The sequence below is a fragment of the Saccharopolyspora sp. NPDC045941 genome (assembly GCF_056431445.1).
Window position 1 is genome coordinate 37,242 of the sequence record NZ_JBWKKU010000038.1, and the last position, 24,062, is coordinate 61,303.

The window sequence follows — 24,062 nt, forward strand, 5'->3', positions numbered from 1 at the left end:
CGTCTTCGGCTTCGGCGACGGGGCGTCAACCACAGGTGCCGTCTTCGGCTTCGGCGACGGGGCGTCAACCACAGGTGCCGTCTTCGGCTTCGGCGACGGGGCGTCAACCACAGGTGCCGTCTTCGGCTTCGGCGACGGCGCATCACCCACCGAGGCCGTGGCCGGTTTCGGGGTTTCGGACTGCTTGGGGTGCAGGGCGTCCGCGATCGACGGGCGCGGCGTCGTCGGCTCGATGATCGTCGGGACGCCCAGCCTCGGCGTCGACTGCGGCGTCGTCGGCTTGGCCGGTTCCGGCTTGTCCCGCTGGGTTTCGCCGAAGACCGGCGGGGCCGCGTCCGGCGGTGTGCCGAACAGCTCCTCCGGCTTGCTCTTCAGCCGGGACTGGTTCTTGCGCTCCTGGCCACCGCCTTGGCCGCCGGCCATTCCGCCCATCGGCATCATGCCGCCGTACATGCCACCGGCCGCGGCGCCGCCCGCCACGGCCGCGCCACCGGCGGCGGCAGCGGCCGCAGGCGGAATCGCCGAAGGCTCCCCGGCCCGCGTGGTGTCGCCCGGGGTGAGCTCCTGCTCGGCGCCTCCGGCAACCGTGGTGCCCGAAGCACCAACCGCGCCACCACCACCGGCAGAACCGCCGCCACCAGCACCACCGGCCGGTTCGCCGCCACCGGACGCGCCGCCACCAGCACCACCGGCCGGTTCGCCGTCACCGGCAGCGGCCGGTTCGGCCGCGGCGGGATCGGCGGGCGCCGGAGCCGCCGGGGCGTTGAAGTCCCAGGCCTCGGCGGGCATCCGGTGTTCGAGCTTCGCCGGACCCGCGGAGCGGCCCGCGGCCACGTCGTCGCAGAACCGGGCGAACGCGCGATAACTGTCCGAAATGGACTCCGTCAGTTCCTGCGCGGGCTGCGCCAGCTCCGCGAGGTGCTTGCGCGCCCGCTTGTGGCCGTCTTCCGGCTCCAGCAGCGCGCCGGACACCGAGTCCGCCGCCTCCGCGACCAGCGCGCCCAGGTCCTCGAACTGCGACTGCAGGGCATCCACCGTGTGATCCAGCACATCCGCCAGCGCGCGCATCGTGTCGACCAGGTCGTGGCCCGCCAGGCCGACCTCGCGGATGTGCCCGAGGAAAGCGTCGGCGTCCTTGCCCTGCCAGGCCGAATCGATCCCGCCGAGCTTTCCCTGCACGCCTTCCGCGGCGTGCTCGATGCTTTCCGCGCCTTCGCGCCAGACCTGCGCGGCTTCGAGTAGTTCCTCGTGGCGGCCGACCAGTTCGGCGAGGTCGGCGGGGATCGAGTTCGCGAAGTCCAGTTCGTCGGCGACGCGGGACAGGTAGTCGAGGTGTTCGGCCACCTCGGGGCTCTTGGCCATGATCACGCCTCCTGCTTCCGGAACTCGACGGCGCTGTCGTCGTCGCCACCGCTGTGGAAGTCCACGACCTCGCCCAGCTCATCACCGGCCCGGGTCAGCGCCTCCCCCGCTCTGCGGCTCTGGTCCAGCAGCAGCTCGCAAAGCCGTTGGTACGCCTCGGCAGCGCCCGCCTCGCGGCCGAGCGCACCGAAGGCCTCCGGGGTCACCTCCGCGGCCGCCATGGCCGGCTGCGCGGCCGCTATCTCCTCGCCGGCGGCGCGCACCTCGCGCGCGCACGTCGCCAGCCATTCGACGTCGATCCGGATCCCCGACATCCGGCACCTCCCACGTTGGTCGCTTGTCTTTCAAGCGGCCCAGCCGCTCAGCCCGCCTGCGCGACCGGCACCGCTGCGGGCTCCGCTACCGGCACCGCCACGCAGGACGAGTTCGCCAGACCGCTCCTAAAACGAACCGCCCGCAGCTCACCGTGGGCTGCGGGCGGATCGCTTGTTCCTCGGACGTTCGAGCCGACCAGTTCGGTTCCAGGTTCGCGGGTGGTTCTGCACGACCACCCGCGAACCGTCAGCTACCTGGCTGGACGCCTCCGGCTTGCTGCTGTTGCTGCGGGTTCTGCGGCGGGCGGTTCACCCCGCCCGGCCCCACCGGGACCGAGTCGTAGGTCAGGCTCGCGTTCGCCGGGTCGAGGAAGTCGCCCTTCGGCAGCACCCGCATCAGCCAGGACGGCCCGGCCTTGATGTCCCCGGCGCCACCGATCACGCCGAGTCCCTGCGCGGTCGCGACGTCCTTGATGCCGAACTGCACGCCCTGGTCGGAAACCAGGAAGATCGGGCCGCTGTCCGCGCCCGCCTCGTTCGACGCGCCGCGCACCACGGCCGCCTTGCCCGGCGGCATGTAGAAGTAGTCCACGTTCTGCCCGGCACCGTCGTACTGGGCCAGCTTCACCGGCGGCTTCGCCGTCGGCGAGCCCTTGTGCACGGTCACCGTGATGTTCTGGTCACCGTTGACGTTCTTCCAGCTCAGGCACGACGTGTCGGACTGCTGGAAGGTGACCGGGGTCGGCACCGCCATCGGGAAGCCCGACAGGTTCAGCTGCTCGGAGGTGTCCGCGATCGGGGCGTCGGTGACCGCACCGGTCGCATTCGGGACTTCCTGGCTGTTGGTCTTCGACGCGTGCAGCACGGCCGCCGCGCCCTCGCTGATCTCCTGCTTCCCGCTCGGCAGCAGCAGGAAGAACTGGTCCGGCTGGCCGGGCACGGTGCGCTTGACCACGTCACCGGCCTGGTAGCGGGACATGTAGGTCAGCTGCGTGCCCTCGCTGGGCACGGTGGGCACCTGCAGCGCGGGCACCTCCGGGATCGCGTTCAGCATGTTCGTGCTGATCGTCCGCGGGGTGGCGCCCCGCAGCCGGAAGATGTCCATGACGGTGGTCTCCGTCTGGTCGATCTTCGACTTGACCGTGTGGGTGTGCGCGCGACCCGGCAGGTCCTTCACGCGGTAGACGAGGTATTCCTGGCCGGACGTCTGGTCCTTGACGTACAGCGACTGGTTCGGCGCGATCTCCGTGCCGTGGTTGCCGTCACCGCCGATGACCGTCGTCTCCACCTTCGCCGACGCCTCGACGCGGGCGCTGTTGAGGGTGTCCCGGACCTGGCCGACATCGCAGATCGCCCAGGACGGCTCGGCGACGTTCTTCGCGTCCGGCAAGTAGGTCGGGGCGTTGACCATGCCGGTCAGCGCGCCGCGCGGGAAGTCCGCCAGCGCGGCCTGCTTCACCGTCGTGGTCGGCACCGGGCCGCCGCCCTGGCCGCCACCCTGGGCCATGACCAGCAGTTTCGCCGATGCCATGTTCATCATCGGAATCAGCCGCTTCTGGGCCTGCTGGTCGGAAGTGACGACGAAAACGCTGCCGCTTTCCTTCGCGATGATGATCGATCCCGGTTCCGGCACCGAACCCTTGCCGCCGAAAAGACCCCAAACCAGGAAACCGATCATGCCGACCGCGGCGAGCACCGCGCCGGCGACCGTGGCCCGCTTGTGCGAGCCCATCGGATCGTGGAGCATCACCGCGTCTTTGCGCACCAGCGCCGACTCCATGCGGCGCAGCACGAACCGATACGCCTGAACCTGTGACTTCGTTGTGGGTGTTGATGCCATTCTTCGCCTACAGCTCTCCCGTCCGAGGTACGGTTTCGCAGGATAGTCGCAGAGAGATACCGAATGGGTGCGGTTCGACCGAGTCCGTCAGTATTCTCGTCAGGCGGCTGACTCCAGAACGCGTCCCAGCGCACTGTGCGCCGCACCAACCTGCGAGGGGGAGAGACCGAACGGATGTCCGTGACCACACAACATCCGGCCCAGCCGACTGCTCCCGGGCCCGCCAATCCGCCCCGCGCTCGAATTCGCGCGCGCCGTCGGCGGATCAACGGCGTGACGCTCGGCGGCATTCCGGCGGCCAACATCGTGCTCATCGAGGTGGGCCTCGCCATCGGGCTCATCCTGGCGATCATCGGCGCGAAGCTGAACCTGGTGCAGGTGCTGCTGCCGGTCGGTGCCGGGATCGCGCTGCTGTCCATCATCATCGCGCTGCTGCGGCGGCGCGGCCGTTGGTTCACGCAGTGGTTCGGGCTGGTGCTCGAATACCGCGGTCGCAACCACACCCGCGTTTCCCAGCCGGCCAGCGTCGATGCGATGGAACCGGCTGAGGACAAGGACGGCGACGGCATCATCGGCCCGGACGAGAACCACCGGGTCGCGCTGCTGCGCCTGGTCGTCGAGGACCTGGTGATCTCCCGCGCCCAGGACCACGACCGCAACCCGGTCGGGATGTCCTGGCACAAGGGCAAGTGGACCGCGGTGCTGATGGCCGAGCCGTCGCCGTCGCTGCTGAACCCCATCGAGGACACGCCGAACCTGCCGCTGGGCGTGCTGACGCCGTGCCTGGAGGACCGCGGCGTAGTGCTCGACGCGATCCAGGTCATCTGGCACTGCTACCCGGGAAGCGCGGCGCTGCCGTCGAATTCCCCGGCGCTGAACTCCTACCTCGAGGTCCAGGGTCGGCTGCCCGCGGCGGCGCGGCGCACCACCTGGATCGCGGTGCGGCTGGACCCGCAGCGCTGCGCCAAGGCGATCGGCGAGCGCGGCGGCGGCATCATCGGCGCACAGCGGGCGCTCATCGGCGCGCTGTCCCGAGTGCGCAACGCGCTGGAGCGCAGCGGCATTCCGACCCGCCCGCTGGACCCGGACGAGCTGCTGCAGGCCGGGATTTCCTCGGCAGAACTGCACAACGTGCTCGGTTCGCAGCGGCCCGTGGGCCTCAAGGAGCGGTGGGACGGCGTGACCGCGGGTGGCGTCGGCCACTCCAGCTACGCCATCACCAGCTGGCCGAACCAGATGAACGACAGCCTCAACGTGCTCACCGGGATCCGCGCGCTGTCCACCAGCATCGCGCTGTCCATCTCGCCGGTCGGCGAGGCGGACGAGGTCGGCCTGCGCGGCCTGGTCCGGGTCAGCGCCCGAACCCCCGCCGAACTCGACACCGCCGACGAGCGGCTGAAGGCGATCAGCAACCGCATCGGCCTGACCCTGACCCCGCTGCGCGGCTCGCAACTGGCCGGCTACGCGGCGACGCTGCCGCTCGGAGGTGCGGCATGAGCCGAAGCAGAACCATCGACGTGCCGGGCAGCCGCGGCGCGGCACCGGAATTCCTGGTCACCCCGGAAACCCTGGACGCGATCAGCCCGTCCGCCGACCGCGGCGGCGTGATCATCGGCTCGGACCCGCAGGGCAACGCGCAGGCCGCGTCGATGCTGCGGCCGCACCCGACCCGCATGGTCACCGTCGGCGGCCTGTACCTCGCCCGCCAGCTGGCGCTGCGCGCGATGGCCACCGGCGCGTGGGTGATCGTCGCCACCGGGCGGCCGGCGGCGTGGAAGATGCTGGAGCGGGCGGCCGGTCAGACCCCGGACGGGAAGCCGGTGCCGCTGGTGCAGATCCGGCGGCTGGCGCCGTTCGACCTGCCCCGGTCCAGTGAGGACACCCCGCTGCTGGTGATCCACGACGGCGGCGCGGTGCCGCAGGAGCTGTTCCCGCCGCGCGCCCCGTGGCAGACGACCATGTACGTGCTGCCCTACCTGCACCCGCAGGTCAGCAGCGGCACCGCGGCGAACACGGCGGACCTGGTGCTCCTGCAGCGCCTTCCGCTGAACCAGGCGCAGCTCGCCCAGCGCATCTGGAGCCTGCACGGCCACCAGGTCCAACAGCTCACCCAGCTCAAGGACGACCAGGCGATCGCCCTCGGCAACATGACGTGGACGATGATCCGCCTGGTGACGAAGGCGATGGAACAGGAAATCCTGGGCCCGATCCGCCGAGGCGACTGACCTCTCCGGCAAGCAACGAAGAAGCCCCGGCCAAAACGGCCGGGGCTTCTTCGTTTCCGGCACTGCGCACAACGAGTGATAATAGCCGCTGTTCATTCCGAACGCTGCGCGAGCGAACGACGACGAACGGCGATCGAATCGGGAACTCCCGGGCGATGGTGCACGCGTTGCCGGTCAGGTAGAGGCCGTGCCCGAAACCGTTGTAGCGCACCGTGGCCGAGCCCGGCACCGCCAGCACGTCCTGTAGACACCGTGGATCACGCGACGGCACTCGGAGCTCTTCAGGTCGTCGTCGGCCAGGCCTGCCTGGAGAGCTTCGACGCGGGTGAACAACCCGGGGTGTTGGCCAAGGCGAGTGCGTTGACAGTCGTGCACCCAAGGTTTCCGAGCGGACTATCGAGTCCTCTGTGGATAGACGACCAGCCCCGAACGGGTCAGCCTGTCCAATTTCAGGCAAAATTGGAGGCGCCGCTCCGCCTGAACCTCAGGGGAGGGTTCGCATCGCCCGGGTCTGGGTGGCCCTGGTTTCGAGGTCTTCGTCCGACGGGTAGTCGATCGCCGTCAGCGTCAGACCGTGGGCCGGAGCCACCGCCGTTGTCCGGGTGGTGGATTCCAGGAGCTCCGCCGGCCACGGCTCGGCCTTCCGGCCGTCGCCGACCATCAGGAGCGTGCCCACCAGGCTCCGGACCATCGAATGGCAGAACGCGTCCGCGCTCACGCGCGCGACGATCAGGTGCTCCGCCACCCGCTCCCACTCGAAGCGCTGGAGCTCGCGCACCGTCGTCGCGCCGTCCCGCGGCTTGCAGTACGCCGCGAAGTCGTTGAGCCCCAACAACTCCTGCGCAGCGGCGTTGAGCGCCGCCACTTCCAGCGGCCGGTTCCAGGCGAGCGTATCCCGGCGCCGCAGCGGGTCCACGCCCCACGGCGCGTCCGACACCTGGTACCGGTAGTGCCGCCGCAGCGCCGAGAACCGCGCGTCGAACGCCGTCGGCACCACTCGGGCCCCCAGCACCCGCACGTCCGGCGGCAGGATCCGGTTCCACCGGTGGACCATCCGGCCCAGGTCCGGAATCCCTTGCTCGTCAACGGAAATCCGCCCGCCACCGGCCGGGTCGTGGGGCACGACGTCGAAGTGCACGACCTGCCCCGAAGCGTGCACCCCGGAGTCCGTCCGCCCCGCGACCACCACGTGGCGCGGCACCGACCGCCCCGGCGGCTGCTTCGCCAGCGCATCCTCCACCAGGCCCTGCACGGTGCGCTGGCCCGGCTGCGTCGCCCAGCCGCAGAAATCCGTTCCGTCGTAGGACAAATCGAGGCGCACGCGAACGAGCCCGCCCTCCCCAGCGGGAGCGACGGGCTCGTCCACAGCAGTACTACGTGCCTGAATCAGGACTCGTCCTTCTTCTCGGCAGCGGTGTCCTCGGCCTTGGCCTCGGTCGCCTCCGGGGCCTCAGCGGCCTCGGTGGTCTCCGCCTGAGCCTCGGTCGCCTCGGCCTTGGGGGCCTCCGCGTCCTTGGCGAACTTCGTGCCGCGAGCGGCCTCCGCCTCGGTGGTGACGAGCTGCTCGGTCACCAGCGCGATGACGGCCATCTTCGCGTTGTCACCCTTGCGCGGCATCGTCTTGATGATGCGGGTGTAACCGCCGGGGCGTTCGGCGAAGTGCGGACCGATCTCCGCGAAGAGCTTGTGCACGACGTCCTTGTCGCGGATGGTCTTCATGACCTCGCGACGGTTGTGCAGGTCGCCCTTCTTGGCTTTGGTGATCAGCCGCTCGGCGATCGGCCGCAGCCGCTTCGCCTTGGCCTCGGTGGTGGTGATCCGGCCGTGCTCGAACAGCGAGGTGGCCAGGTTGGCCATGATGAGCCGCTCGTGCGCCGGCGACCCGCCGAGACGCGGACCCTTGGTCGGGGTGGGCATCGGTTGCTCCTCTCAGGGCGCGCCGGTGTACCCCGGACGCGCAACACAGCTACAGCTGCTCTGTCTCCGCGTAGTCCTGACCGTCGTCGTAGCCGTTGTCCTCGACGGGCCCGACCGCGCCGACGGTGGTCTCCTCGGAGGACCAGCCTTCGGACGGGTACTCGGCCGCCGCGGCCGACGGGTCGAATCCGGGCGGGCTGTCCTTGAGCGCGAGCCCAAGGCCGGCCAGCTTCATCTTGACCTCGTCGATGGACTTCGCACCGAAGTTGCGGATGTCCAGCAGGTCGGCCTCGCTGCGCGAGACCAGCTCGCCGACGGTGTGGATGCCCTCCCGCTTGAGGCAGTTGTAGGAGCGCACCGTCAGGTCGAGGTCCTCGATCGGCATCGCGTAGGCCGCGATGGTGTCGGCTTCCGCCGGCGACGGGCCGATCTCGATGCCTTCGGCGTCGATGTTGAGCTCGCGGGCGAGCCCGAACAGCTCGACGAGGGTGCGTCCCGCCGAAGCCACCGCGTCGCGCGGGGTGATCGACGGCTTGCTCTCCACGTCGAGGATCAGCTTGTCGAAGTCCGTGCGCTGCTCGACACGGGTCGCCTCGACCTTGTAGGTCACCTTCAGCACCGGCGAGTAGATCGAGTCCACCGGAATGCGGCCGATCTCGGCGCCGGTCTGCTTGTTCTGCATCGCGGGGACATAGCCACGACCACGCTCGACGACGAGCTCGATCTCCAGCTTGCCCTTCGCGTTGAGGGTGGCGATGTGCAGGTCGGGGTTGTGCACCGTGACGCCCGCCGGCGGCACGATGTCGGCCGCGGTGACCTCACCCGGACCCTGCTTGCGCAGGTACATCGTCACCGGCTCGTCTTCCTCGGAGCTGACGACCAGCTCCTTGATGTTCAGGATGACGTCGGTGACGTCTTCCTTCACACCCGGAATCGTGGTGAACTCGTGCAGCACACCGTCGATGCGCAGGCTGGTGACCGCCGCCCCCGGGATCGAGGAGAGCAGGGTACGACGCAGCGAGTTGCCGAGGGTGTAGCCGAAGCCCGGCTCCAGCGGCTCGATGACGAACCGGGAGCGCGTCTCCGACACCGCCTCTTCGGACAGTGTGGGTCGCTGGGAGATGAGCACTTCGTTTTCCTTTCCTCACGACGCCCGCTATTTGACGCCGATGGAATGGCGTTGCCCGCGAAGCGCGGGCCGGTGGCGGATTCCTGCACCGCCACCGCTGGCTGCGAGCCGCCGGCGGCCGTACCCCGAAGGGAGCCGCCGGCGGGACGCGTCACTTCGAGTAGAGCTCGACGATGAGCTGCTCGGTGACCGGAGTGTCGATCTGCGCGCGCTCCGGGCGCTGGTGCACCAGGATCCGCAGGGTCGAGGGCACGACCTGCAACCAGGCCGGAACCGGACGCTCGCCGAAGGTCTCCTTGGCGATGATGAACGGCGTGGTGCCCAGGGACTTCGGCTTGACGTCGACGATGTCCCACTTCGAAACCTGGAAGCTGGGGACGTTCACCTTCTTGCCGTTGACCGTGAAGTGGCCGTGGCTGACCAGCTGACGCGCCATGCGGCGGGTGCGGGCCAGGCCGGCCCGGTACACGACGTTGTCGAGCCGGGACTCCAGCAGCTGGAGCAGGTTGTCACCCGTCTTGCCGGGACGCCGGTTGGCGTTCTCGTAGTACGAGCGGAACTGACGCTCCAGCACACCGTAGGTGAACTTCGCCTTCTGCTTCTCCTGGAGCTGCAGCAGGTACTCGGTTTCCTTGATGCGCGCGCGGCCGTGCTGACCCGGGGGGTACGGACGGCGCTCGAACGCCTGGTCACCACCGACGAGGTCAACCTTGAGACGGCGGGACTTGCGGGTCGCGGGACCGGTATAACGTGCCATCTTTGTCTACTCCTTCCCGCGCCTCAGACCCGACGCCGCTTCGGCGGCCGGCAGCCGTTGTGCGGCTGCGGGGTCACGTCCTGGATGGTGCCGACCTCGAGACCGGCGGCCTGCAGCGAGCGGATCGCCGTCTCGCGGCCCGAACCCGGGCCCTTGACGAAGACGTCGACCTTCTTCATGCCGTGCTCGGCGGCCTTGCGGGCCGCGTTCTCGGCGGCCATCTGCGCGGCGAACGGGGTGGACTTGCGAGAGCCCTTGAACCCGACGTGGCCGGCGGAGGCCCAGGCGATCACCGCACCGGTGGGGTCGGTGATCGAAACGATGGTGTTGTTGAACGTGCTCTTGATGTGCGCCTGGCCGTGAGCGACGTTCTTCTTTTCCTTGCGCCGCACCTTCTTGACGGCACCAGCGCGAGACTTGGGTGGCATGGCTTAGCTGACTCCTAGCGAGGCTTACTTCTTCCCGGCCTTCTTCTTGCCGGCGACCGTCTTCTTCGGCCCCTTGCGGGTACGGGCGTTGGTCTTCGTCCGCTGCCCGTGAACCGGCAGGTGCCGGCGGTGCCGAAGCCCCGCGTAGCAGCCGATCTCGATCTTCCGGCGGATGTCGGCCTGGACCTCGCGGCGGAGGTCACCCTCGACCCGGTAGCTGCTCTCGATGTAGTCGCGCAGCTTGGTCAGCTGCTCGTCATCGAGGTCGCGCGGCCGGGCGTCGGGCGAGATTCCGGTCGCGGAGAGGATCTCCTTCGACCGGGTCTTGCCGATCCCGTAGATGTAGGTAAGCGCGATCGCCATGCGCTTTTCGCGCGGCAGATCAACGCCGACGACCCGTGCCATCTGGCCGGTTCTCCTTCGTTTTTCCAGGTCTGCTCCCTCGCCGCCCCCGCAACTGGTGCGGAGCCCCGGCCTGGTCCGGGGGTCAGTCGGCCCGCGTTAGGGCCGACAGGTCAAGGGAGTTCCTTCTCGATCCTTGCGACGCTGTGCTGCGCTCAGCCCTGACGCTGCTTGTGACGGGCGTTGTCGCAGATCACCAGCACCCGCCCGTGACGGCGGATGACCTGGCACTTGTCGCAGATTCGCTTCACACTCGGCTGGACCTTCACGGTCGTGCTCTCCTGCTCGGACGCGTGTCCGGTCACCCGGACACCGTGGAGGTCACTTGTAGCGGTAGACGATGCGCCCACGGGAAAGGTCGTACGGCGAGAGCTCCACCACGACCCGGTCCTCGGGCAGGATGCGGATGTAGTGCTGACGCATCTTGCCACTGATGTGTGCGAGGACCTTGTGGCCGTTTTCCAACTCGACACGGAACATCGCGTTGGGAAGCGGTTCGATCACCCGACCCTCGACCTCAATGGCCCCGTCTTTCTTGCCCATGTCCTCCGCGTTTCGTGACGGTGACGGTTTGCGGACCTAAGTCCCGCCGCGTGCACCGGAGGCCCCGGCACCCGCGACGGGCACACCGCAGCCCGGCCCGAAACACCGATGACGACCCGATCCGGATGTTCGGAAGCGGATACCCAGGCACAACGAACCGGCGCTACGAGTGCGCCGATGTTCCACTGTACGCCCCGCCGATCGGGCACTCCACATCGGGGCAGCTCAACGCCGCCTTGGTCACTCCGCGCAACATTGATGTCACGCTGCACGACTGCACCACTGCGGCGGGTTGCGTGGGCGCTCCGAGCCTCACTACGTTCGATCACGCTCGACACCGGGGTCGAGGCCGACACCGTGGGACAACCGAGGAGAAGCGTGACGCCCCAGCAGGACCAGCAGATCGGCAAGGTCGGGCAGAACTCGACCAGCAAGCTGGACGAGTACCGGACCTTCTTCCAGACCGCGGTGCGCAACCCCAGGATGGTCGGGGCGGCGACTCCGACGTCCGCCGCCGTCGCCGCCACGGTGGCCCAGGTGGTGCCGACCACCGGCACCCCGGTCGTGGTCGAGCTCGGTCCCGGGACCGGCTCGTTGAGCGACGGCATCCACCGCCGGCTGCCCACGGGCGCCCGGCACGTCGGCATCGAGCTCGGCGAAGGCATGGTCGAGCACCTTCGGGCCCACAAGCCGTGGATGGAGATCGTGCACGGCGACGCGAGCGACCTGCTCGCGCTGCTCGACAAGCACAACATCGACCGCGTCGACGCCGTCATCAGCAGCATCCCGTGGTCGCTGCTGCCGAGCGACGCGCAGAACCACATCCTGCGCCAGGCCGCCGAGGCGCTCGCCCCGCAGGGCGCGTTCACGGCGCTGACCTACCTGCCCGCCGACCAGACGCCGGGCGGCCGCCGCTTCCGCGCCCGCCTGGCGCACACGTTCGACGAGATCATCACCCACACCACCTGGCGAAACATCCCGCCGATCCTGCACTACATCTGCCGCCGGCCGCTGCGCTGAGACCCCGACAGGGGGTGGCTCGGGTCTCGTCCGGGGCAACCCCGGAGGCCGCCGGGCACGACGGGGGCGCAGGCTTTGCGCATGAGCGAGAGCACCCCCGCAACGCGACTTCGTGAAAACGCCCTGCCACGCGCTGCGACCCGCGGACGGCAGCGGGACGCTGCGATGGAAGCACCAGCTACCACCGCCGCGTTCGGCGAACGGGCAGGAGCAGCCGTGAGCAAGCGAAAGAAGCTGCGCGAGTACTGGACGTTCGTGGGCCGCGCGGTCCGCCAGCCGTCGACGTTCGGCGCCGTGCTGCCGACCTCCCGGCACGTCGCAGCCGCGGTGGCCACCGTGGTGCCCAGCTTCGGCACGCCGACGGTGCTGGAGCTCGGCCCGGGCACCGGTGCGCTCAGCAGCCCCATCCAGCACCGGCTGTCCGAGGGCGCGCGGCACCTCGCGGTCGAGATCGACCAGGAGATGGTCCGCTACCTGCACCGCACCAAGCCCTGGCTGGAAGTCATCGCGGGCGACGTGACGCATCTGCGCGAACTGCTGGACTCCGCCGGGGTCGACCGGGTCGACGCGGTCATCAGCAGCATCCCGTGGACCCTGCTGCCGCCGGACAAGCAGCGCGAACTGCTGGAGCAGGCAGTCTCGGTGCTGGCGCCGGGCGGGGTGTTCACCACCGTCACCTACCTGACGACGCTGTGGCGACCGTCCACCCGCGAGTTCGTGTCGGCGCTGGAGGACACCTTCGACGAGGTGCTGCCGCGCACCGCGATCTGGCGGAACGTGCCCCCGGCCCGCGTCTACGCCTGCCGCCGGCCGAAGTGACGGCACCCGACCAAGCGCAATTTCCATTGAAATCAGACATTCGATTTCCATTGAAATCGAACAAGTTGTCCACAACCTGCGGCGTGTCGCGGCCCGACACGCCGCAGGACCGCAAGTTCCATTGAAATCGAACCTTCGATTTCAATGGAACTTGCGTCGGGACCCGATCAGTCCTCGGCGGCGGTGAGGACCCAGGGGCCGTCTTCGGTAATCGCCACCGTGTGCTCCCAGTGCGCCGCGCGGGAGCCGTCGTCGGTCACGACCGTCCAGGCGTCGTCGAGCTCCTCGGTCTCCGCCGAGCCCAGCGTGAGCATCGGCTCCACCGCGATCGCCATGCCGACCCGCAGCTTCGGGCCGCGCCCGGGCTTGCCGAGGTTCGGCAGGAACGGCTCCATGTGCATCTGGGTGCCGATGCCGTGCCCGCCGTACTCCGCGATGATCCCGTACTCCAGGCCGTCGGCCTTCGCGGCCGCGCGGGCCGCGGTCTCCACCGCGTGGGAGATGTCGGTGAGCCGGTTCCCGGCCCGGACCTGCTCGATGCCGGCCCACATGCTGGCCTCGGTGGCCGCGGACAGGGCTCGGTCCTGCGCGCTGACCTCGCCGATCGCCAGCGTCACCGCGGAGTCGCCGTGCCAGCCGTCCAGGATCGCGCCGCAGTCCACCGACAGCAGGTCGCCCTCGGCGAGGACCTCGCTGCGGGACGGGATGCCGTGCACCACCTTCTCGTTCAGCGATGCGCAGATCGACGCCGGGAACCCGTGGTAGCCCTTGAACGACGGCACCGCGCCGGCGTCCCGGATCACCTGCTCCGCGACGGCGTCCAGCTCACCGGTGGTCGCACCGGGCTTCGCGTGCTCGGTCACCGCGGCCAGCGCGCGGGCGACGATCAGGCCGGCGGCGCGCATCGCCTCGATCTCGCCCCGCGACTTGAGCTCGATGCCCTTACCCCGACGCAACAAGGCACTCACCTTCAGGATTCTTTCTCGGATTTCGGTTCCGGCCGGCCGCCGCTGCGACCGGCCTACCGGCTCAAGCGCGGTTGCGCAGCGCTTCCAGCGCGCGGGCCGTGATCTCCTCGATCGAGCCGACGGCGTCGATCTTGACGATCCGGTCGCTGTAGAACTCCAGCAGCGGCTCGGTCTCCGACCGGTAGACCGCCAGCCGGCGCCGGATGATGTCCTCGGTGTCGTCCGCGCGCCCGCGAGCGAGCATGCGCGTGACGAGCTCTTCCTCCGGCACATCGAACTGCAGCACCGCGGTCAGCTCAGTGCCGCGCTCGCGCAGAATCTCGGCCAGCACCTCGGCCTGCGTGGTGGTGCGCGGGTAGCCGTCGAGCAGGAAGCCCTTGGCCGCGTCCTCGTCGGAAAGGCGGTCGCGCACCATCTCGTTGGTGACCTCGTCCGGGACCAGGTCGCCGGTGTCCAGGTAGCTCTTGGCCTTCTGGCCGAGCGGAGTGGCGTTGCCGATGTTCGCGCGGAACAGATCTCCGGTGGAGATGTGCGGAACGTCCAGCTGCTCGCTGAGCACGGCTGCCTGGGTGCCCTTGCCCGCACCGGGCGGGCCGACGAGAACCAATCGCACCAAGGGTCTGCCTCCGAATCAATCCGATCGCGCGCCAACTGCTGACGAGCTCCGCGGGCGCCCACCTGCATCGGGGCAGCCGCGCTCACACCCTACGCATGGGGCGACGCACCAGGTCGCCCCACCCGCAATGGGGTATCCGGGCATGCGTCGACGCGCGCCCGGACCGTCCAGCCTACCGGAGGAAACCCTCGTACTTGCGCTGCGTGAGCTGGCTCTCGATTTGCTTCACGGTGTCCAGACCGACGTTGACCATGATCAGCACCGCGGTGCCGCCGAACGGGAAGTTCTGGTTCCCGCCCTGGCCACCGGTGATGCCGAGGAAGAAGTTCGGCAGGATCGCGATGACGCCCAGGTACAGCGAGCCGGGCAGCGTGATCCGGGACAGCACGAAGCTCAGGTACTCGGCGGTCGGCCGACCGGGCCGGATGCCCGGGATGAAGCCGCCGAACTTCTTCATGTCGTCCGCGCGCTCTTCGGGGTTGAACGTGATCGACACGTAGAAGTACGCGAAGAAGATGATCAGCGACATGTACAGCAGGATGTGCACCCAGCTGGACGGCGACACGATGTAGGTCTGGATGAACCGCGCCCACCAGGTGTCCTGGTTGCCGGCGAGCTGGCCGAGCAGCTGCGGCAGGTACAGCAGCGAGGAACCGAAGATGACCGGGATGACACCGGCCTGGTTCACCTTCAACGGCAGGTACGTGGAGGTCCCGCCGTACATCCGGCGGCCGATCATGCGCTTGGCGTACTGCACCGGGATCCGGCGCTGGGCCTGCTCGATGAAGACCACAGTCGCGATGATCACGATGGCGAAGGCGCAGACCACGGCGAACACCAGGCCGCCGTGCGACTGCAGGATCGCGCCGCCCTCGGCCGGGATCCGCGAGGCGATCGAGACGAAGATCAGCAGCGACATGCCGTTGCCGATGCCGCGCTCGGTGATCAGCTCGCCCATCCACATCAGCACCGCGGCGCCGGCGGTCATGACGACCACGATGGTGATCAGGTTGAGCACCGAGTCGTCCGGGATGACCGACGTCGAGCAGCCCTGGAACAGCTGGCCGCGGACCGCGAGCGCCACGATGCCGGTGCCCTGCAGGATCGCCAGCGCGATCGTCAGGTACCGCGTGTACTGGGTCAGCTTCGACTGGCCGGACTGGCCTTCCTTCTTCAGCTGCTCGAAGCGCGGGATGACCACCTGCAGCAGCTGGATGATGATGCTCGCGGTGATGTAGGGCATGATGCCCAGCGACAGCACCGACAGCTGCAGCAGCGCACCGCCGCTGAACAGGTTGAGCAGCGAGTAAACGCTCTGCGAACCGCTGCCCTGGATCTCCTCGATGCACTGCTGGATGTTCGGGTACGACACCCCGGGGGCGGGGATCGTGGCACCGAGCCGGTACAGCACGACCATGCCCAGGGTGAACAGGATCTTGCGGCGCAGGTCCGGCGTCGCCAGAGCCGAGCGGAAGGCGCCGAGCACGCGAACCTCCTGTACGCGAGCCGGTCGGAACCGGCCGGGAAAGATGCGGCAATTTCCGCAGCACCCGATGTTTACGGCACTGCCGGGGCGACTCTAGCAGGCCCGAACGCGGCCACGGACGGCGACCGAAGCCTCACTGCTGATCACGGCGTCAGCCATTGGCGAACAAAGACATTCACAATTTCCCCGAAAACCGGGAAAACCACGTGGCAGCGTTCCCGGAATCTGCGAAATCGGCGGCGTCACAACGCAATTCGAGGGGCCCGAAAGTCCGAGTTGTCCGATCGGGAACGCCCCGCGCACTTCACCTGATCGAGAAAAAGGCCGAGGGCCGGGCGACTTGTCGTCGCCCGGCCCTCGGTGGGAAAACCGTTGTCAGCGGTCCAGCTTGGTGACCGAACCACCCGCAGCGGTGATCTTCTCCTGGGCGCTGCCGGTGAACGCGTGCGCGGTCACCTCCAGCTTGATGCCCTCCAGATCCCCGTCGCCGAGGATCTTCACGAGCTCGTTCTTCTTGACGAGACCCTTGGCGATCAGCTCGTCGATGCCGACGGTGCCGCCCTCCGGGAACGCCTGGACGAGCCGACCGATGTTCACACCCTGGTACTCGGTGCGGAAGCGGTTCTTGAAGCCCTTCAGCTTCGGGAGCCGCATGTGGATCGGCATCTGCCCACCCTCGAAGCGAGGGGAGACGTTCTTGCGAGCCTTGGTGCCCTTGGTACCGCGGCCCGCGGTCTTGCCCTTGGAGCCCTCACCGCGACCGACGCGGATCTTGTCGCGCTTGGCGCCGGGGGCCGGACGCAGGTCGTGCAGTTTGATGACCATGTCAGTCGACCTCCTCGACCGTCACCAGGTGACGGACGGCGTTGATCATGCCGCGCACGTTGGAGTCATCCGGACGCACCACGGACTGACGGATCTTGCGCAGCCCGAGGGTGCGCATGGTGTCGCGCTGGTTCTGCTTGGTGCCGACCAGACCACGCACCTGGGTGATCTTCAGCTGTGCCATGTCGATCAGGCCCCCTGCTGCGCCGCACGGGCCCGCATGATGAACGCCGGCGCGACGTCCTCGAGCGGCAGGCCGCGACGAGCCGCGACCTCCTCCGGGCGCTGCAGCATCTTCAGCGCGGCGACCGTGGCGTGCACGATGTTGATCGGGTTGTCGCTGCCCAGCGACTTGCTCAGCACGTCGTGGACACCGGCGCACTCCAGCACCGCACGCACCGGGCCACCGGCGATGACACCGGTACCGGCGCTGGCCGGACGCAGCAGCACGACGCCCGCAGCGTCCTCGCCCTGCACCGGGTGGGTGATGGTGCCGCCCAGGCGCGGGACGCGGAAGAAGTTCTTCTTCGCCTCCTCGACGCCCTTGGCGATGGCCGCCGGAACTTCCTTGGCCTTGCCGTAACCGACACCGACCATGCCGTCGCCGTCGCCGACGACGACCAGCGCGGTGAAGCTGAACCGCCGGCCACCCTTGACGACCTTCGCGACACGGTTGATGGTCACGACGCGTTCGAACTGCGGGGTCTTCTCTTGGGCCGCCCCGCCACGGCCGCCGTCGCGGCGGTCCCGGCGGTCCTTGCCGCCGGACTCCCCGCCCTCACGCCGAGTGCGTCCAGGCATCAGGCGTCCCTTCCGTTCTCGTTCTTAGCCACTTGTCAGAACTCCAGTCCGCCGTCACGGGCGGCGTCGGCCAGCGCGGCCACGCGACCGTGGTAGGCGTTACCGCCGCGGTCGAACACGACCTTGTCGATGCCGGCGTCCTTGGCACGGGCGGCGACGAGCTCGCCGACCTTCGTGGCCTTGGCCTTCTTGTCGCCCTCGAAGGCCTGGACATCGGCTTCCAGGCTGGTAGCCGAGACCAGGGTGTGGCCCTTGGTGTCGTCGATGACCTGCGCGACGATGTTGCGCAGCGAACGGGTCACGACGAGGCGCGGGCGCTCGGCGGTGCCGACGATCTTCTTGCGGATGCGCGTGTGCCGCTTGGCACGGGCAAGCCGACGCTTGGTCGAGATGTCCTTGCCCACCGGCTTGCGCTTGGTAGCTGTCGTCTCGCTCATGGTCACTTACCCGTCTTCCCGACCTTGCGGCGGATGATCTCCCCTGCGTAGCGGACACCCTTGCCCTTGTACGGGTCGGGCTTGCGCAGCTTGCGAATCCTGGCCGCGATCTCGCCGACCAGCTGCTTGTCGATGCCCTTGACCGAGAGCTTGGTCGGGCCGTCGACCGCGAACTGGATGCCTTCCGGCGGTTCGATCACGATGGGGTGGCTGTAGCCGAGGGCGAACTCGAGGTTCGACCCCTTCTGCATCACGCGGTAACCGACGCCGTGGATCTCCAGGTTCTTCTGGTATCCCTGGCTGACGCCGATCACCATGTTGTTCACCAGCGTGCGGGTGAGCCCGTGCAGCGAACGGCTTTCCCGCTCGTCGTTGGGGCGCTTCACCAGCACCGCGCCGTCCTCGTCCTTCTCGACGATGATCGGCTCGGCAACCTGGTGGTGCAGGCTGCCCTTGGGGCCCTTGACCGTCACCGCCGGGCCGTCGATGGTCACCTCGACGCCGGAGGGGACGGTGATCGGCAGCTTTCCGATGCGCGACATAGCCGCTCCTCCTCCCTTACCAGACGTAGGCGAGGACTTCCCCGCCCACGCCCTTCTTCATGGCCTGCCGGTCGGTCAGCAGACCGCCGGAGGTCGAGATGATTGCGACGCCCAGGCCACCCAGCACCTTCGGCAGGCCGGTGGACTTGGCGTAGACCCGCAGGCCGGGCTTGGAGACCCGGCGCAGGCCCGCGATGCTCCGCTCGCGGTTCGGGCCGTACTTGAGCTCTACGACGAGCTGCTTGCAGTGTTCGCCCTCTTCGACGCGCGAGCCGGACACGTAGCCCTCGCGCTTGAGGATCTCGGCGATGTTCGCCTTCAGCTTGGAGTGCGGCATCACGACCTCGTCGTGGTATGCCGAGTTTCCGTTGCGCAGACGCGTCAGCATGTCTGCGATCGGATCGGTCATCGTCATGACCTGCTCAACCTTTCTCGTCTGGTTCCGATGGGCCCCGATCGCGCACCACCCTGAGGTGGACGTCTGGGCCCTGGCCTGGACGAAGTTCGGGGTTTCCCGGCCGAGCAGCCGGTTCCCTTGTCAATTCGCGTGCAAGCACGGCTTACGCCGCGGAGCGTGGGCATCAGCCCTGGTAGCGCCTGCTGAGGGTACCGTCAATCGGTATCACCCCAGCAGGCGGGCAGTCACCAGGAGGACTTGCTCACGCCGGGCAGCTCGCCGGCGTGCGCCATCTCGCGGAAGCACACGCGGCACAGCCCGAACTTGCGGAACACCGCACGCGGCCGACCGCAGCGCTGGCAGCGGGTGTAGCCGCGGACGTTGAACTTCGGCTTGCGCGCCGCCTTGATAACCAGCGCCTTCTTGGCCATCGCTCAGTTCTCCTTGAACGGGAAGCCCAGGTGCTTCAGCAGCGCCCGGCCCTCCTCATTGTTGGTGGCCGTGGTAACGACGGTGATGTCCATGCCACGCGGGCGGTCGATGTTGTCCGGGTTGATCTCGTGGAACATCGACTGCTCGTTGAGGCCGAACGTGTAGTTGCCCTTGCCGTCGAACTGCTTCGGCGACAGCCCGCGGAAGTCGCGGATTCGCGGCAGCGCGATGGTGACCAGGCGGTCCAGGAACTCCCACATCCGGTCGCCGCGCAGGGTGACCCGCGCACCGATCGGCATGCCCTCGCGGAGCTTGAACTGCGCGATGGACTTCCGGGCCTTGCGGATCTCCGGCTTCTGACCGGTGATGATCGACAGGTCGCGGACCGCGCCCTCGATCAGCTTGCTGTCCCGAGCGGCGTCGCCAACACCCATGTTGACCACGACCTTGACCACGCCCGGCGTCTGCATCACGTTGGAGTAGTCGAACTCCTCGTTCAGCGCCTGGCGGATCTCCTCGCGGTAACGGGTCTTCAGCCGCGGGACGATCTTCTCAGCGGTAGTCATGATCAGATGTCCTTACCGTTACGACGAGAGATGCGAACCTTCTTGCCGTCCTCACCGATGCGGTAGCCGACCCGGGTGGGCTTGCCGTCGGAGTCCACGACCATCACGTTGCTCACGTGGATCGGTGCTTCCTGGGTGACGATGCCGCCGGACTGCGCGCCACGCTCGGTCCGCGAGACCTTGGTGTGCTTCTTGATCCGGTTGACACCCTCGACCAGGACGCGCTGCTCCTGCGGGATGGCCTTGATGACCTTGCCCTTGGCGCCCTTGTCCTTGCCGGAGATGACGACGACCGTGTCGCCCTTCTTGATCTTCATCACAAAACCTCCGGCGCGAGCGAGATGATCTTCATGAACTTCTTGTCGCGCAGCTCGCGGGCGACCGGACCGAAGATACGGGTGCCCCGCGGCTCACCACCGGGCTTGACCAGCACCGCGGCGTTCTCGTCGAAACGGATGTAGGAACCATCCGCACGACGCTTTTCCTTCTTCTGCCGGACGATGACGGCCTTGACCACATCGCCCTTCTTCACACCGGCACCGGGGATGGCTTCCTTGACGGTCGCCACGATGATGTCCCCGAGGCCCGCGTACCGGCGACCCGACCCACCGAGGACACGGATCGTGAGGATCTCCTTGGCCCCGGTGTTGTCGGCGACACGCAGTCGCGACTCCTGCTGGATCACGTCTTTCTCCTGACCCTAAGTACCCGGACCTGGCCCGGGCACACTCTGGCGCGCCAAATTTCCGACCTGACGCGCGCGGTCAACTTCCGGCACGAGAACGGCCGGCCGCTGGGAGGGTTCCCGGCGGCCGGCCGGCCGCACACCTTCGTTTACTTGGCCTTCTCGAGGATCTCGACCAGTCGCCAGCGCTTGCTGGCCGACAGCGGACGAGTCTCCATCAGCAGCACGCGGTCGCCGACACCGGCCGTGTTGGCCTCGTCGTGCGCCTTGACCTTGCTGGTCTGCCGCATGACCTTGCCGTAGAGCGCGTGCTTCTTGCGGTCTTCGAGGGAGACCACGATCGTCTTGTCCATCTTGTCCGAGACGACGTAGCCCTCGCGCACCTTGCGACGGTTGCGCTCCACGCCCTGTCCTTTCTCGCTCATGCCGCGCCCTCCTCAGCGCCTTCGGGGGAAACCGTCAGGCCCAGTTCGCGTTCACGCATGATCGTGTAGATCCGGGCGATGTCCTGCCGGACCGTGCGCAGCCGCCGGTTGTTGCTCAGCTGACCGGTGGCCATCTGGAAGCGGAGGTTGAACAGCTCCTCCTTGGCTTCCTTCAGCCGCTGCACGAGCTCCTCGGCGTTGAGTTCGCGGAGCTCGGATGCGGTGACACCCGCTGCCATCAGAAGTCACCACCCTCGCGGGACACGATCTTGCACTTCATCGGGAGCTTGTGCGCCGCACGGGTCAGCGCCTCGATCGCCGTCTTCTCGTTCGGGAAGGTCAGCTCGAACATGATGCGTCCGGGCTTGACGTTGGCGACCCAGGCCTCCGGCGAACCCTTACCGGAACCCTGACGGGTTTCGGCGGGCTTCTTGGTCAGCGGGCGGTCCGGGAAGATGTTGATCCACACCTTGCCACCACGCTTGACGTGCCGGGTGATCGCGATACGAGCCGACTCGATCTGACGGTTGGTCACGTAGCCGTGCTCGACCGCCTGAATGCCGTACTCACCGAAGCTGATCCGGGTACCACCCTTGGCCATGCCCTTGCGCTTCGGGGCGTGGCTCTTGCGCCACTTCACCCTGCGTGGGACGAGCACGTCTCAGCCCTCCGTCTTCTCTTCAGCCGCAGCAGCCTGCGGCTGCTCGCCCTCCGCGGCCTTCTCGGCCTTGGCGGACTTGTCAGCTGCAGCGCGGTCCGCGCCACCGGCACCCCGGCGACGGCCACCGCGGTCCGGACGGCCACCGCGGTCACCGCGGTCACCGCCGCCGCGCGGCGGACGGACCTCGGACTCCTGCTGCTTCTGCTTCAGGCCACCGACCAGCTCGCCCTTGTAGATCCACACCTTGACGCCGATGCGCCCGAAGGTGGTGCGGGCCTCGAAGAAGCCGTAGTCGATGTCCGCGCGCAGCGTGTGCAGCGGAACCCGGCCCTCGCGGTAGAACTCCGAGCGGGACATCTCCGCGCCGCCCAGGCGACCCGAGCACTGCACCCGGATGCCCTTGACCTGCGACGAGCGCATGGCCGACTGAATGGCCTTGCGCATCGCGCGGCGGAAGGACACGCGGTTGGACAGCTGCTCGGCCACGCCCTGCGCGACCAGCTGGGCGTCCGACTCGGGGTTCTTGACCTCGAGGATGTTGAGCTGGACCTGCTTGCCGGTCAGCTTCTCCAGCGAACCGCGGATGCGGTCCGCCTCGGCACCGCGGCGGCCGATGACGATGCCCGGCCGGGCGGTGTGAATGTCCACGCGGACCCGCTCGCGGGTGCGCTCGATCTCAACCTTCGAGATCCCAGCGCGCTCCATACCGCGAGACAGCTGCCGGCGGATCTTGACGTCCTCCGCGACGTACTCCGAGTACTGCTTGTCGGCGTACCAGCGAGACTTCCAGTCCGTGGTGATGCCGAGTCGGAAGCCGTGCGGGTTGATCTTCTGACCCACTACCGGGCACTCCCCTTCTGGCTCTTTCGGGACTTGGTCGCCGCCTTCGGCCGAGACTCGACCTCGACCGTGATGTGGCTGGTCCGCTTGCGGATCCGGTACGCACGACCCTGCGCGCGCGGCCGGAACCGCTTCAACGTCGGGCCCTCGTCCACGTACGCGTGGCGCACGACCAGCGTCTCGGGGTCGAGGGAGAGGTTGTTCTCAGCGTTGGCGATCGCACTGGCGAGCACCTTCGACACCGGACCGCTGGCGGTCTGCGGCGCGAACTGGAGCACGGCCAGGGCATCGGCGGCACTCCGGCCCTTGATGAGCTCGACCACGCGGCGCGCCTTCATCGGCGACACGCGGACGAACCGGGCCCGCGCCACTGCGTGCGGGAACTCCGCAGCAGTGTCGTCGGAACGGGCTGTCATCCTGCTACCCCTTGCTCTTACTCGTTCGTGTCACAGCCCCGGCTCAGCGGCGGCGCGACTTCCGGTCGTCCTTGACGTGGCCCTTGAAAGTACGGGTCGGGGCGAACTCGCCCAGCTTGTGCCCGACCATCGACTCGGTGACGAACACCGGGATGTGCTTGCGGCCGTCGTGCACCGCGAAGGTGTGGCCCAGCATGTCCGGGATGATCGTCGACCGGCGGGACCAGGTCTTGATCACGGTCTTCTTGCCCGACTCGTTAAGCGCGTCCACCTTCTTGAGCAGGTGGTCGTCCACGAACGGGCCCTTCTTCAGGCTGCGTGGCATGTTTGCTTACCTCCCTGCTCAGCGCTTCTTGCCGGTACGGCGACGGCGGACGATGAGCTTGTCACTGGGCTTGCGGCGGCGGGTGCGACCCTCCGGCTTGCCCTTCGGGTTGACCGGGTGACGACCACCGGAGGTCTTGCCCTCACCACCACCGTGCGGGTGGTCCACCGGGTTCATGACGACACCGCGGACGGTCGGGCGCTTGCCCTTCCACCGCATGCGGCCGGCCTTGCCCCAGTTGATGTTGGCGTGCTCGGAGTTGCCGACCTCGCCGACGGTGGCCCGGCACCGCGCGTCCACGTTGCGGATTTCGCCCGAGGGCATCCGCAGCTGGGCGTACGGGCCGTCCTTGGCCACCAGCTGCACCCGGGCACCGGCCGAGCGAGCGATCTTCGCGCCCTGTCCGGGGCGGAGCTCGATCGCGTGGATCACGGTGCCGGTCGGGATGTTGCGCAGCGGCAGGTTGTTACCCGGCTTGATGTCCGCACGCGCACCGCTCTCGATCGCGTCGCCCTGCTTGATGTTGTTCGGCGCGATGATGTAGCGCTTCTCGCCATCGGCGTAGTGCAGGAGCGCGATCCGAGCACTGCGGTTCGGGTCGTACTCGATGTGCGCGACCTTGGCCGGCACACCGTCCTTGTCGTTGCGGCGGAAGTCGATCACGCGGTAAGCCCGCTTGTGACCGCCACCCTTGTGCCGCGTGGTGATCTTGCCCTGAGCGTTGCGGCCCGCCTTCTTGTTCAGCGGACGCACCAACGACTTCTCCGGCTCCGACCGGGTGATCTCGGCGAAGTCGGACACGCTCGCGCCACGACGGCCCGGCGTCGTCGGCTTGTACTTGCGAATGCCCATTGTTAACGCAACCTCGTCCTAATCAGCACCGG

General features: G+C 68.2%; 35 protein-coding genes. 4 read left to right on the forward strand and 31 right to left on the reverse strand.

All coding sequences use genetic code 11. The features are described 5' to 3' along the window. The 3 genes from AC07FN_RS27625 to eccB form a co-directional block, all read right to left on the reverse strand. On the reverse strand, window positions 1–1,362 hold a 1,362-nt coding region (locus tag AC07FN_RS27625), incomplete at its 3' end, for a WXG100 family type VII secretion target (RefSeq protein WP_478398266.1). Window positions 1,363–1,364: 2 nt separating this feature from the next. Continuing rightward, window positions 1,365–1,676, reverse strand: coding sequence for a hypothetical protein (locus AC07FN_RS27630; protein WP_478398267.1), 312 nt, complete (start codon window positions 1,674–1,676; stop codon window positions 1,365–1,367). A gap of 247 nt (window positions 1,677–1,923) precedes the next feature. Continuing rightward, window positions 1,924–3,516, reverse strand: coding sequence for a type VII secretion protein EccB (gene eccB, locus AC07FN_RS27635; RefSeq protein ID WP_478398268.1), 1,593 nt, complete (start codon window positions 3,514–3,516; stop codon window positions 1,924–1,926). A gap of 174 nt (window positions 3,517–3,690) precedes the next feature. Between eccB and eccE the strand changes: the two genes are divergently transcribed. After that, complete coding sequence (gene eccE / locus AC07FN_RS27640; protein WP_452637320.1) at window positions 3,691–5,013, forward strand: type VII secretion protein EccE; 1,323 nt, start codon at window positions 3,691–3,693, stop codon at window positions 5,011–5,013. Then, window positions 5,010–5,741, forward strand: a complete 732-nt coding sequence (locus tag AC07FN_RS27645; RefSeq protein WP_093265610.1) for a hypothetical protein — start codon at window positions 5,010–5,012, stop codon at window positions 5,739–5,741. The genes eccE and AC07FN_RS27645 overlap by 4 nt, the downstream gene beginning before the upstream one ends. A gap of 484 nt (window positions 5,742–6,225) precedes the next feature. Here AC07FN_RS27645 and truA read toward each other — a convergent pair whose 3' ends face one another. The 8 genes from truA to infA all read right to left on the reverse strand — a co-directional run bounded on the left by truA (window position 6,226) and on the right by infA (window position 10,917). After that, window positions 6,226–7,062, reverse strand: coding sequence for a tRNA pseudouridine(38-40) synthase TruA (gene truA / locus AC07FN_RS27650; protein ID WP_478398269.1), 837 nt, complete (start codon window positions 7,060–7,062; stop codon window positions 6,226–6,228). 65 nt (window positions 7,063–7,127) lie between these two features. Then, window positions 7,128–7,658, reverse strand: a complete 531-nt coding sequence (gene rplQ / locus AC07FN_RS27655; RefSeq protein ID WP_452616353.1) for a 50S ribosomal protein L17 — start codon at window positions 7,656–7,658, stop codon at window positions 7,128–7,130. A 49-nt stretch (window positions 7,659–7,707) separates the two neighbouring features. Beyond that, window positions 7,708–8,787, reverse strand: coding sequence for a DNA-directed RNA polymerase subunit alpha (locus AC07FN_RS27660; protein WP_132493021.1), 1,080 nt, complete (start codon window positions 8,785–8,787; stop codon window positions 7,708–7,710). Between the two features lie 151 nt (window positions 8,788–8,938). After that, the gene (gene rpsD / locus AC07FN_RS27665; protein WP_452616352.1) at window positions 8,939–9,544 is read right to left on the reverse strand and encodes a 30S ribosomal protein S4; all 606 of its coding nucleotides are present in this window, start codon (window positions 9,542–9,544) and stop codon (window positions 8,939–8,941) included. Between the two features lie 23 nt (window positions 9,545–9,567). Next, complete coding sequence (rpsK, locus tag AC07FN_RS27670) at window positions 9,568–9,972, reverse strand: 30S ribosomal protein S11 (protein WP_132493023.1); 405 nt, start codon at window positions 9,970–9,972, stop codon at window positions 9,568–9,570. A 24-nt stretch (window positions 9,973–9,996) separates the two neighbouring features. Further along, window positions 9,997–10,377 (reverse strand): 30S ribosomal protein S13, encoded by a 381-nt coding sequence (rpsM, locus tag AC07FN_RS27675; RefSeq protein WP_132493024.1) that lies wholly within the window; start codon window positions 10,375–10,377, stop codon window positions 9,997–9,999. 152 nt (window positions 10,378–10,529) lie between these two features. Then, window positions 10,530–10,643, reverse strand: coding sequence for a 50S ribosomal protein L36 (rpmJ, locus tag AC07FN_RS27680; RefSeq protein WP_010315372.1), 114 nt, complete (start codon window positions 10,641–10,643; stop codon window positions 10,530–10,532). A 52-nt stretch (window positions 10,644–10,695) separates the two neighbouring features. Further along, window positions 10,696–10,917, reverse strand: a complete 222-nt coding sequence (gene infA / locus AC07FN_RS27685) for a translation initiation factor IF-1 (protein WP_009948665.1) — start codon at window positions 10,915–10,917, stop codon at window positions 10,696–10,698. A 378-nt stretch (window positions 10,918–11,295) separates the two neighbouring features. Here infA and AC07FN_RS27690 point away from each other — a divergent pair, with 378 nt between their 5' ends. Next, window positions 11,296–11,937: a class I SAM-dependent methyltransferase gene (locus AC07FN_RS27690; protein WP_478398270.1), complete on the forward strand. Its 642-nt coding sequence runs from the start codon at window positions 11,296–11,298 to the stop codon at window positions 11,935–11,937. Window positions 11,938–12,153: 216 nt separating this feature from the next. Further along, complete coding sequence (locus AC07FN_RS27695) at window positions 12,154–12,756, forward strand: class I SAM-dependent methyltransferase (RefSeq protein ID WP_478398271.1); 603 nt, start codon at window positions 12,154–12,156, stop codon at window positions 12,754–12,756. Window positions 12,757–12,923: 167 nt separating this feature from the next. Here the strand turns inward: AC07FN_RS27695 and map are convergent, their stop codons facing one another. The 20 genes from map to rplB all read right to left on the reverse strand — a co-directional run bounded on the left by map (window position 12,924) and on the right by rplB (window position 24,030). Beyond that, window positions 12,924–13,715 carry a type I methionyl aminopeptidase gene (gene map / locus AC07FN_RS27700; protein ID WP_478398287.1) on the reverse strand — a complete coding sequence of 264 codons (792 nt, stop codon included), beginning with the start codon at window positions 13,713–13,715 and terminating at the stop codon, window positions 12,924–12,926. 70 nt (window positions 13,716–13,785) lie between these two features. After that, on the reverse strand, window positions 13,786–14,340 hold the full coding sequence (locus tag AC07FN_RS27705) for an adenylate kinase (protein WP_478398272.1): 555 nt from the start codon (window positions 14,338–14,340) through the stop codon (window positions 13,786–13,788). A gap of 172 nt (window positions 14,341–14,512) precedes the next feature. Then, window positions 14,513–15,826, reverse strand: coding sequence for a preprotein translocase subunit SecY (gene secY / locus AC07FN_RS27710; protein ID WP_093265624.1), 1,314 nt, complete (start codon window positions 15,824–15,826; stop codon window positions 14,513–14,515). A gap of 375 nt (window positions 15,827–16,201) precedes the next feature. After that, window positions 16,202–16,651 carry a 50S ribosomal protein L15 gene (gene rplO, locus AC07FN_RS27715; protein ID WP_452616349.1) on the reverse strand — a complete coding sequence of 150 codons (450 nt, stop codon included), beginning with the start codon at window positions 16,649–16,651 and terminating at the stop codon, window positions 16,202–16,204. A gap of 1 nt (window position 16,652) precedes the next feature. Next, window positions 16,653–16,835 carry a 50S ribosomal protein L30 gene (gene rpmD / locus AC07FN_RS27720; protein ID WP_132493029.1) on the reverse strand — a complete coding sequence of 61 codons (183 nt, stop codon included), beginning with the start codon at window positions 16,833–16,835 and terminating at the stop codon, window positions 16,653–16,655. Window positions 16,836–16,840: 5 nt separating this feature from the next. Next, window positions 16,841–17,452: a 30S ribosomal protein S5 gene (rpsE, locus tag AC07FN_RS27725; RefSeq protein ID WP_132493030.1), complete on the reverse strand. Its 612-nt coding sequence runs from the start codon at window positions 17,450–17,452 to the stop codon at window positions 16,841–16,843. A 35-nt stretch (window positions 17,453–17,487) separates the two neighbouring features. Then, window positions 17,488–17,889 carry a 50S ribosomal protein L18 gene (gene rplR / locus AC07FN_RS27730; protein ID WP_235884041.1) on the reverse strand — a complete coding sequence of 134 codons (402 nt, stop codon included), beginning with the start codon at window positions 17,887–17,889 and terminating at the stop codon, window positions 17,488–17,490. A 2-nt stretch (window positions 17,890–17,891) separates the two neighbouring features. Beyond that, window positions 17,892–18,431: a 50S ribosomal protein L6 gene (rplF, locus tag AC07FN_RS27735; RefSeq protein ID WP_093265631.1), complete on the reverse strand. Its 540-nt coding sequence runs from the start codon at window positions 18,429–18,431 to the stop codon at window positions 17,892–17,894. A gap of 16 nt (window positions 18,432–18,447) precedes the next feature. Next, window positions 18,448–18,846 carry a 30S ribosomal protein S8 gene (gene rpsH, locus AC07FN_RS27740; RefSeq protein ID WP_478398273.1) on the reverse strand — a complete coding sequence of 133 codons (399 nt, stop codon included), beginning with the start codon at window positions 18,844–18,846 and terminating at the stop codon, window positions 18,448–18,450. 227 nt (window positions 18,847–19,073) lie between these two features. Further along, a complete protein-coding gene (locus tag AC07FN_RS27745; RefSeq protein WP_010315398.1) occupies window positions 19,074–19,259 on the reverse strand; it encodes a type Z 30S ribosomal protein S14 in 186 nt (61 codons plus the stop codon). Window positions 19,260–19,262: 3 nt separating this feature from the next. After that, entirely contained in the window at window positions 19,263–19,826 is a 564-nt protein-coding gene (rplE, locus tag AC07FN_RS27750) for a 50S ribosomal protein L5 (protein ID WP_132493032.1), read from the reverse strand. Window positions 19,827–19,828: 2 nt separating this feature from the next. After that, the gene (gene rplX, locus AC07FN_RS27755) at window positions 19,829–20,143 is read right to left on the reverse strand and encodes a 50S ribosomal protein L24 (RefSeq protein WP_132493033.1); all 315 of its coding nucleotides are present in this window, start codon (window positions 20,141–20,143) and stop codon (window positions 19,829–19,831) included. After that, window positions 20,143–20,511 (reverse strand): 50S ribosomal protein L14, encoded by a 369-nt coding sequence (gene rplN / locus AC07FN_RS27760; protein WP_010315405.1) that lies wholly within the window; start codon window positions 20,509–20,511, stop codon window positions 20,143–20,145. The genes rplX and rplN overlap by 1 nt, the downstream gene beginning before the upstream one ends. 149 nt (window positions 20,512–20,660) lie before the next feature. Continuing rightward, on the reverse strand, window positions 20,661–20,936 hold the full coding sequence (gene rpsQ / locus AC07FN_RS27765; protein ID WP_132493034.1) for a 30S ribosomal protein S17: 276 nt from the start codon (window positions 20,934–20,936) through the stop codon (window positions 20,661–20,663). Next, window positions 20,933–21,175 carry a 50S ribosomal protein L29 gene (gene rpmC, locus AC07FN_RS27770; protein WP_093265636.1) on the reverse strand — a complete coding sequence of 81 codons (243 nt, stop codon included), beginning with the start codon at window positions 21,173–21,175 and terminating at the stop codon, window positions 20,933–20,935. The genes rpsQ and rpmC overlap by 4 nt, the downstream gene beginning before the upstream one ends. Next, window positions 21,175–21,594 (reverse strand): 50S ribosomal protein L16, encoded by a 420-nt coding sequence (rplP, locus tag AC07FN_RS27775; RefSeq protein WP_132493035.1) that lies wholly within the window; start codon window positions 21,592–21,594, stop codon window positions 21,175–21,177. The genes rpmC and rplP overlap by 1 nt, the downstream gene beginning before the upstream one ends. Window positions 21,595–21,597: 3 nt before the next feature. Further along, entirely contained in the window at window positions 21,598–22,437 is an 840-nt protein-coding gene (gene rpsC / locus AC07FN_RS27780) for a 30S ribosomal protein S3 (protein WP_478398274.1), read from the reverse strand. Next, window positions 22,437–22,853, reverse strand: a complete 417-nt coding sequence (gene rplV, locus AC07FN_RS27785; protein WP_093265641.1) for a 50S ribosomal protein L22 — start codon at window positions 22,851–22,853, stop codon at window positions 22,437–22,439. Before rplV ends, rpsC begins: the two co-directional genes overlap by 1 nt. Window positions 22,854–22,896: 43 nt before the next feature. After that, window positions 22,897–23,178, reverse strand: a complete 282-nt coding sequence (gene rpsS, locus AC07FN_RS27790; RefSeq protein WP_184476345.1) for a 30S ribosomal protein S19 — start codon at window positions 23,176–23,178, stop codon at window positions 22,897–22,899. A gap of 18 nt (window positions 23,179–23,196) precedes the next feature. Beyond that, window positions 23,197–24,030: a 50S ribosomal protein L2 gene (gene rplB, locus AC07FN_RS27795; protein WP_093265644.1), complete on the reverse strand. Its 834-nt coding sequence runs from the start codon at window positions 24,028–24,030 to the stop codon at window positions 23,197–23,199. Window positions 24,031–24,062: the final 32 nt, after the last annotated feature.

Excerpts from the sequence above, each read along its gene's own strand:
- rplQ (WP_452616353.1), bottom strand. The coding sequence starts at position 7,658 with ATGCCCACCCCGACCAAGGGTCCGCGTCTCGGCGGGTCGCCGGCGCAC.
- rpsD (WP_452616352.1), bottom strand. The coding sequence starts at position 9,544 with ATGGCACGTTATACCGGTCCCGCGACCCGCAAGTCCCGCCGTCTCAAG.
- rpsM (WP_132493024.1), bottom strand. The coding sequence starts at position 10,377 with ATGGCACGGGTCGTCGGCGTTGATCTGCCGCGCGAAAAGCGCATGGCG.
- AC07FN_RS27645 (WP_093265610.1), top strand. The coding sequence starts at position 5,010 with ATGAGCCGAAGCAGAACCATCGACGTGCCGGGCAGCCGCGGCGCGGCA.
- rpsS (WP_184476345.1), bottom strand. The coding sequence starts at position 23,178 with ATGCCACGCAGCCTGAAGAAGGGCCCGTTCGTGGACGACCACCTGCTC.
- rpmC (WP_093265636.1), bottom strand. The coding sequence starts at position 21,175 with ATGGCAGCGGGTGTCACCGCATCCGAGCTCCGCGAACTCAACGCCGAG.
- rplE (WP_132493032.1), bottom strand. The coding sequence starts at position 19,826 with ATGACTACCGCTGAGAAGATCGTCCCGCGGCTGAAGACCCGTTACCGC.
- rplR (WP_235884041.1), bottom strand. The coding sequence starts at position 17,889 with ATGAGCGAGACGACAGCTACCAAGCGCAAGCCGGTGGGCAAGGACATC.
- eccB (WP_478398268.1), bottom strand. The coding sequence starts at position 3,516 with ATGGCATCAACACCCACAACGAAGTCACAGGTTCAGGCGTATCGGTTC.
- rpsQ (WP_132493034.1), bottom strand. The coding sequence starts at position 20,936 with ATGAGCGAGAAAGGACAGGGCGTGGAGCGCAACCGTCGCAAGGTGCGC.
- AC07FN_RS27745 (WP_010315398.1), bottom strand. The coding sequence starts at position 19,259 with ATGGCCAAGAAGGCGCTGGTTATCAAGGCGGCGCGCAAGCCGAAGTTC.
- rplV (WP_093265641.1), bottom strand. The coding sequence starts at position 22,853 with ATGACAGCCCGTTCCGACGACACTGCTGCGGAGTTCCCGCACGCAGTG.
- rplO (WP_452616349.1), bottom strand. The coding sequence starts at position 16,651 with ATGGTCATCAAACTGCACGACCTGCGTCCGGCCCCCGGCGCCAAGCGC.
- AC07FN_RS27630 (WP_478398267.1), bottom strand. The coding sequence starts at position 1,676 with ATGTCGGGGATCCGGATCGACGTCGAATGGCTGGCGACGTGCGCGCGC.
- rpsH (WP_478398273.1), bottom strand. The coding sequence starts at position 18,846 with ATGACGATGACCGATCCGATCGCAGACATGCTGACGCGTCTGCGCAAC.
- rplB (WP_093265644.1), bottom strand. The coding sequence starts at position 24,030 with ATGGGCATTCGCAAGTACAAGCCGACGACGCCGGGCCGTCGTGGCGCG.
- infA (WP_009948665.1), bottom strand. The coding sequence starts at position 10,917 with ATGGGCAAGAAAGACGGGGCCATTGAGGTCGAGGGTCGGGTGATCGAA.
- eccE (WP_452637320.1), top strand. The coding sequence starts at position 3,691 with ATGTCCGTGACCACACAACATCCGGCCCAGCCGACTGCTCCCGGGCCC.
- rplF (WP_093265631.1), bottom strand. The coding sequence starts at position 18,431 with ATGTCGCGCATCGGAAAGCTGCCGATCACCGTCCCCTCCGGCGTCGAG.
- rplX (WP_132493033.1), bottom strand. The coding sequence starts at position 20,143 with ATGAAGATCAAGAAGGGCGACACGGTCGTCGTCATCTCCGGCAAGGAC.
- rpsK (WP_132493023.1), bottom strand. The coding sequence starts at position 9,972 with ATGCCACCCAAGTCTCGCGCTGGTGCCGTCAAGAAGGTGCGGCGCAAG.
- rpsE (WP_132493030.1), bottom strand. The coding sequence starts at position 17,452 with ATGCCTGGACGCACTCGGCGTGAGGGCGGGGAGTCCGGCGGCAAGGAC.
- rpmD (WP_132493029.1), bottom strand. The coding sequence starts at position 16,835 with ATGGCACAGCTGAAGATCACCCAGGTGCGTGGTCTGGTCGGCACCAAG.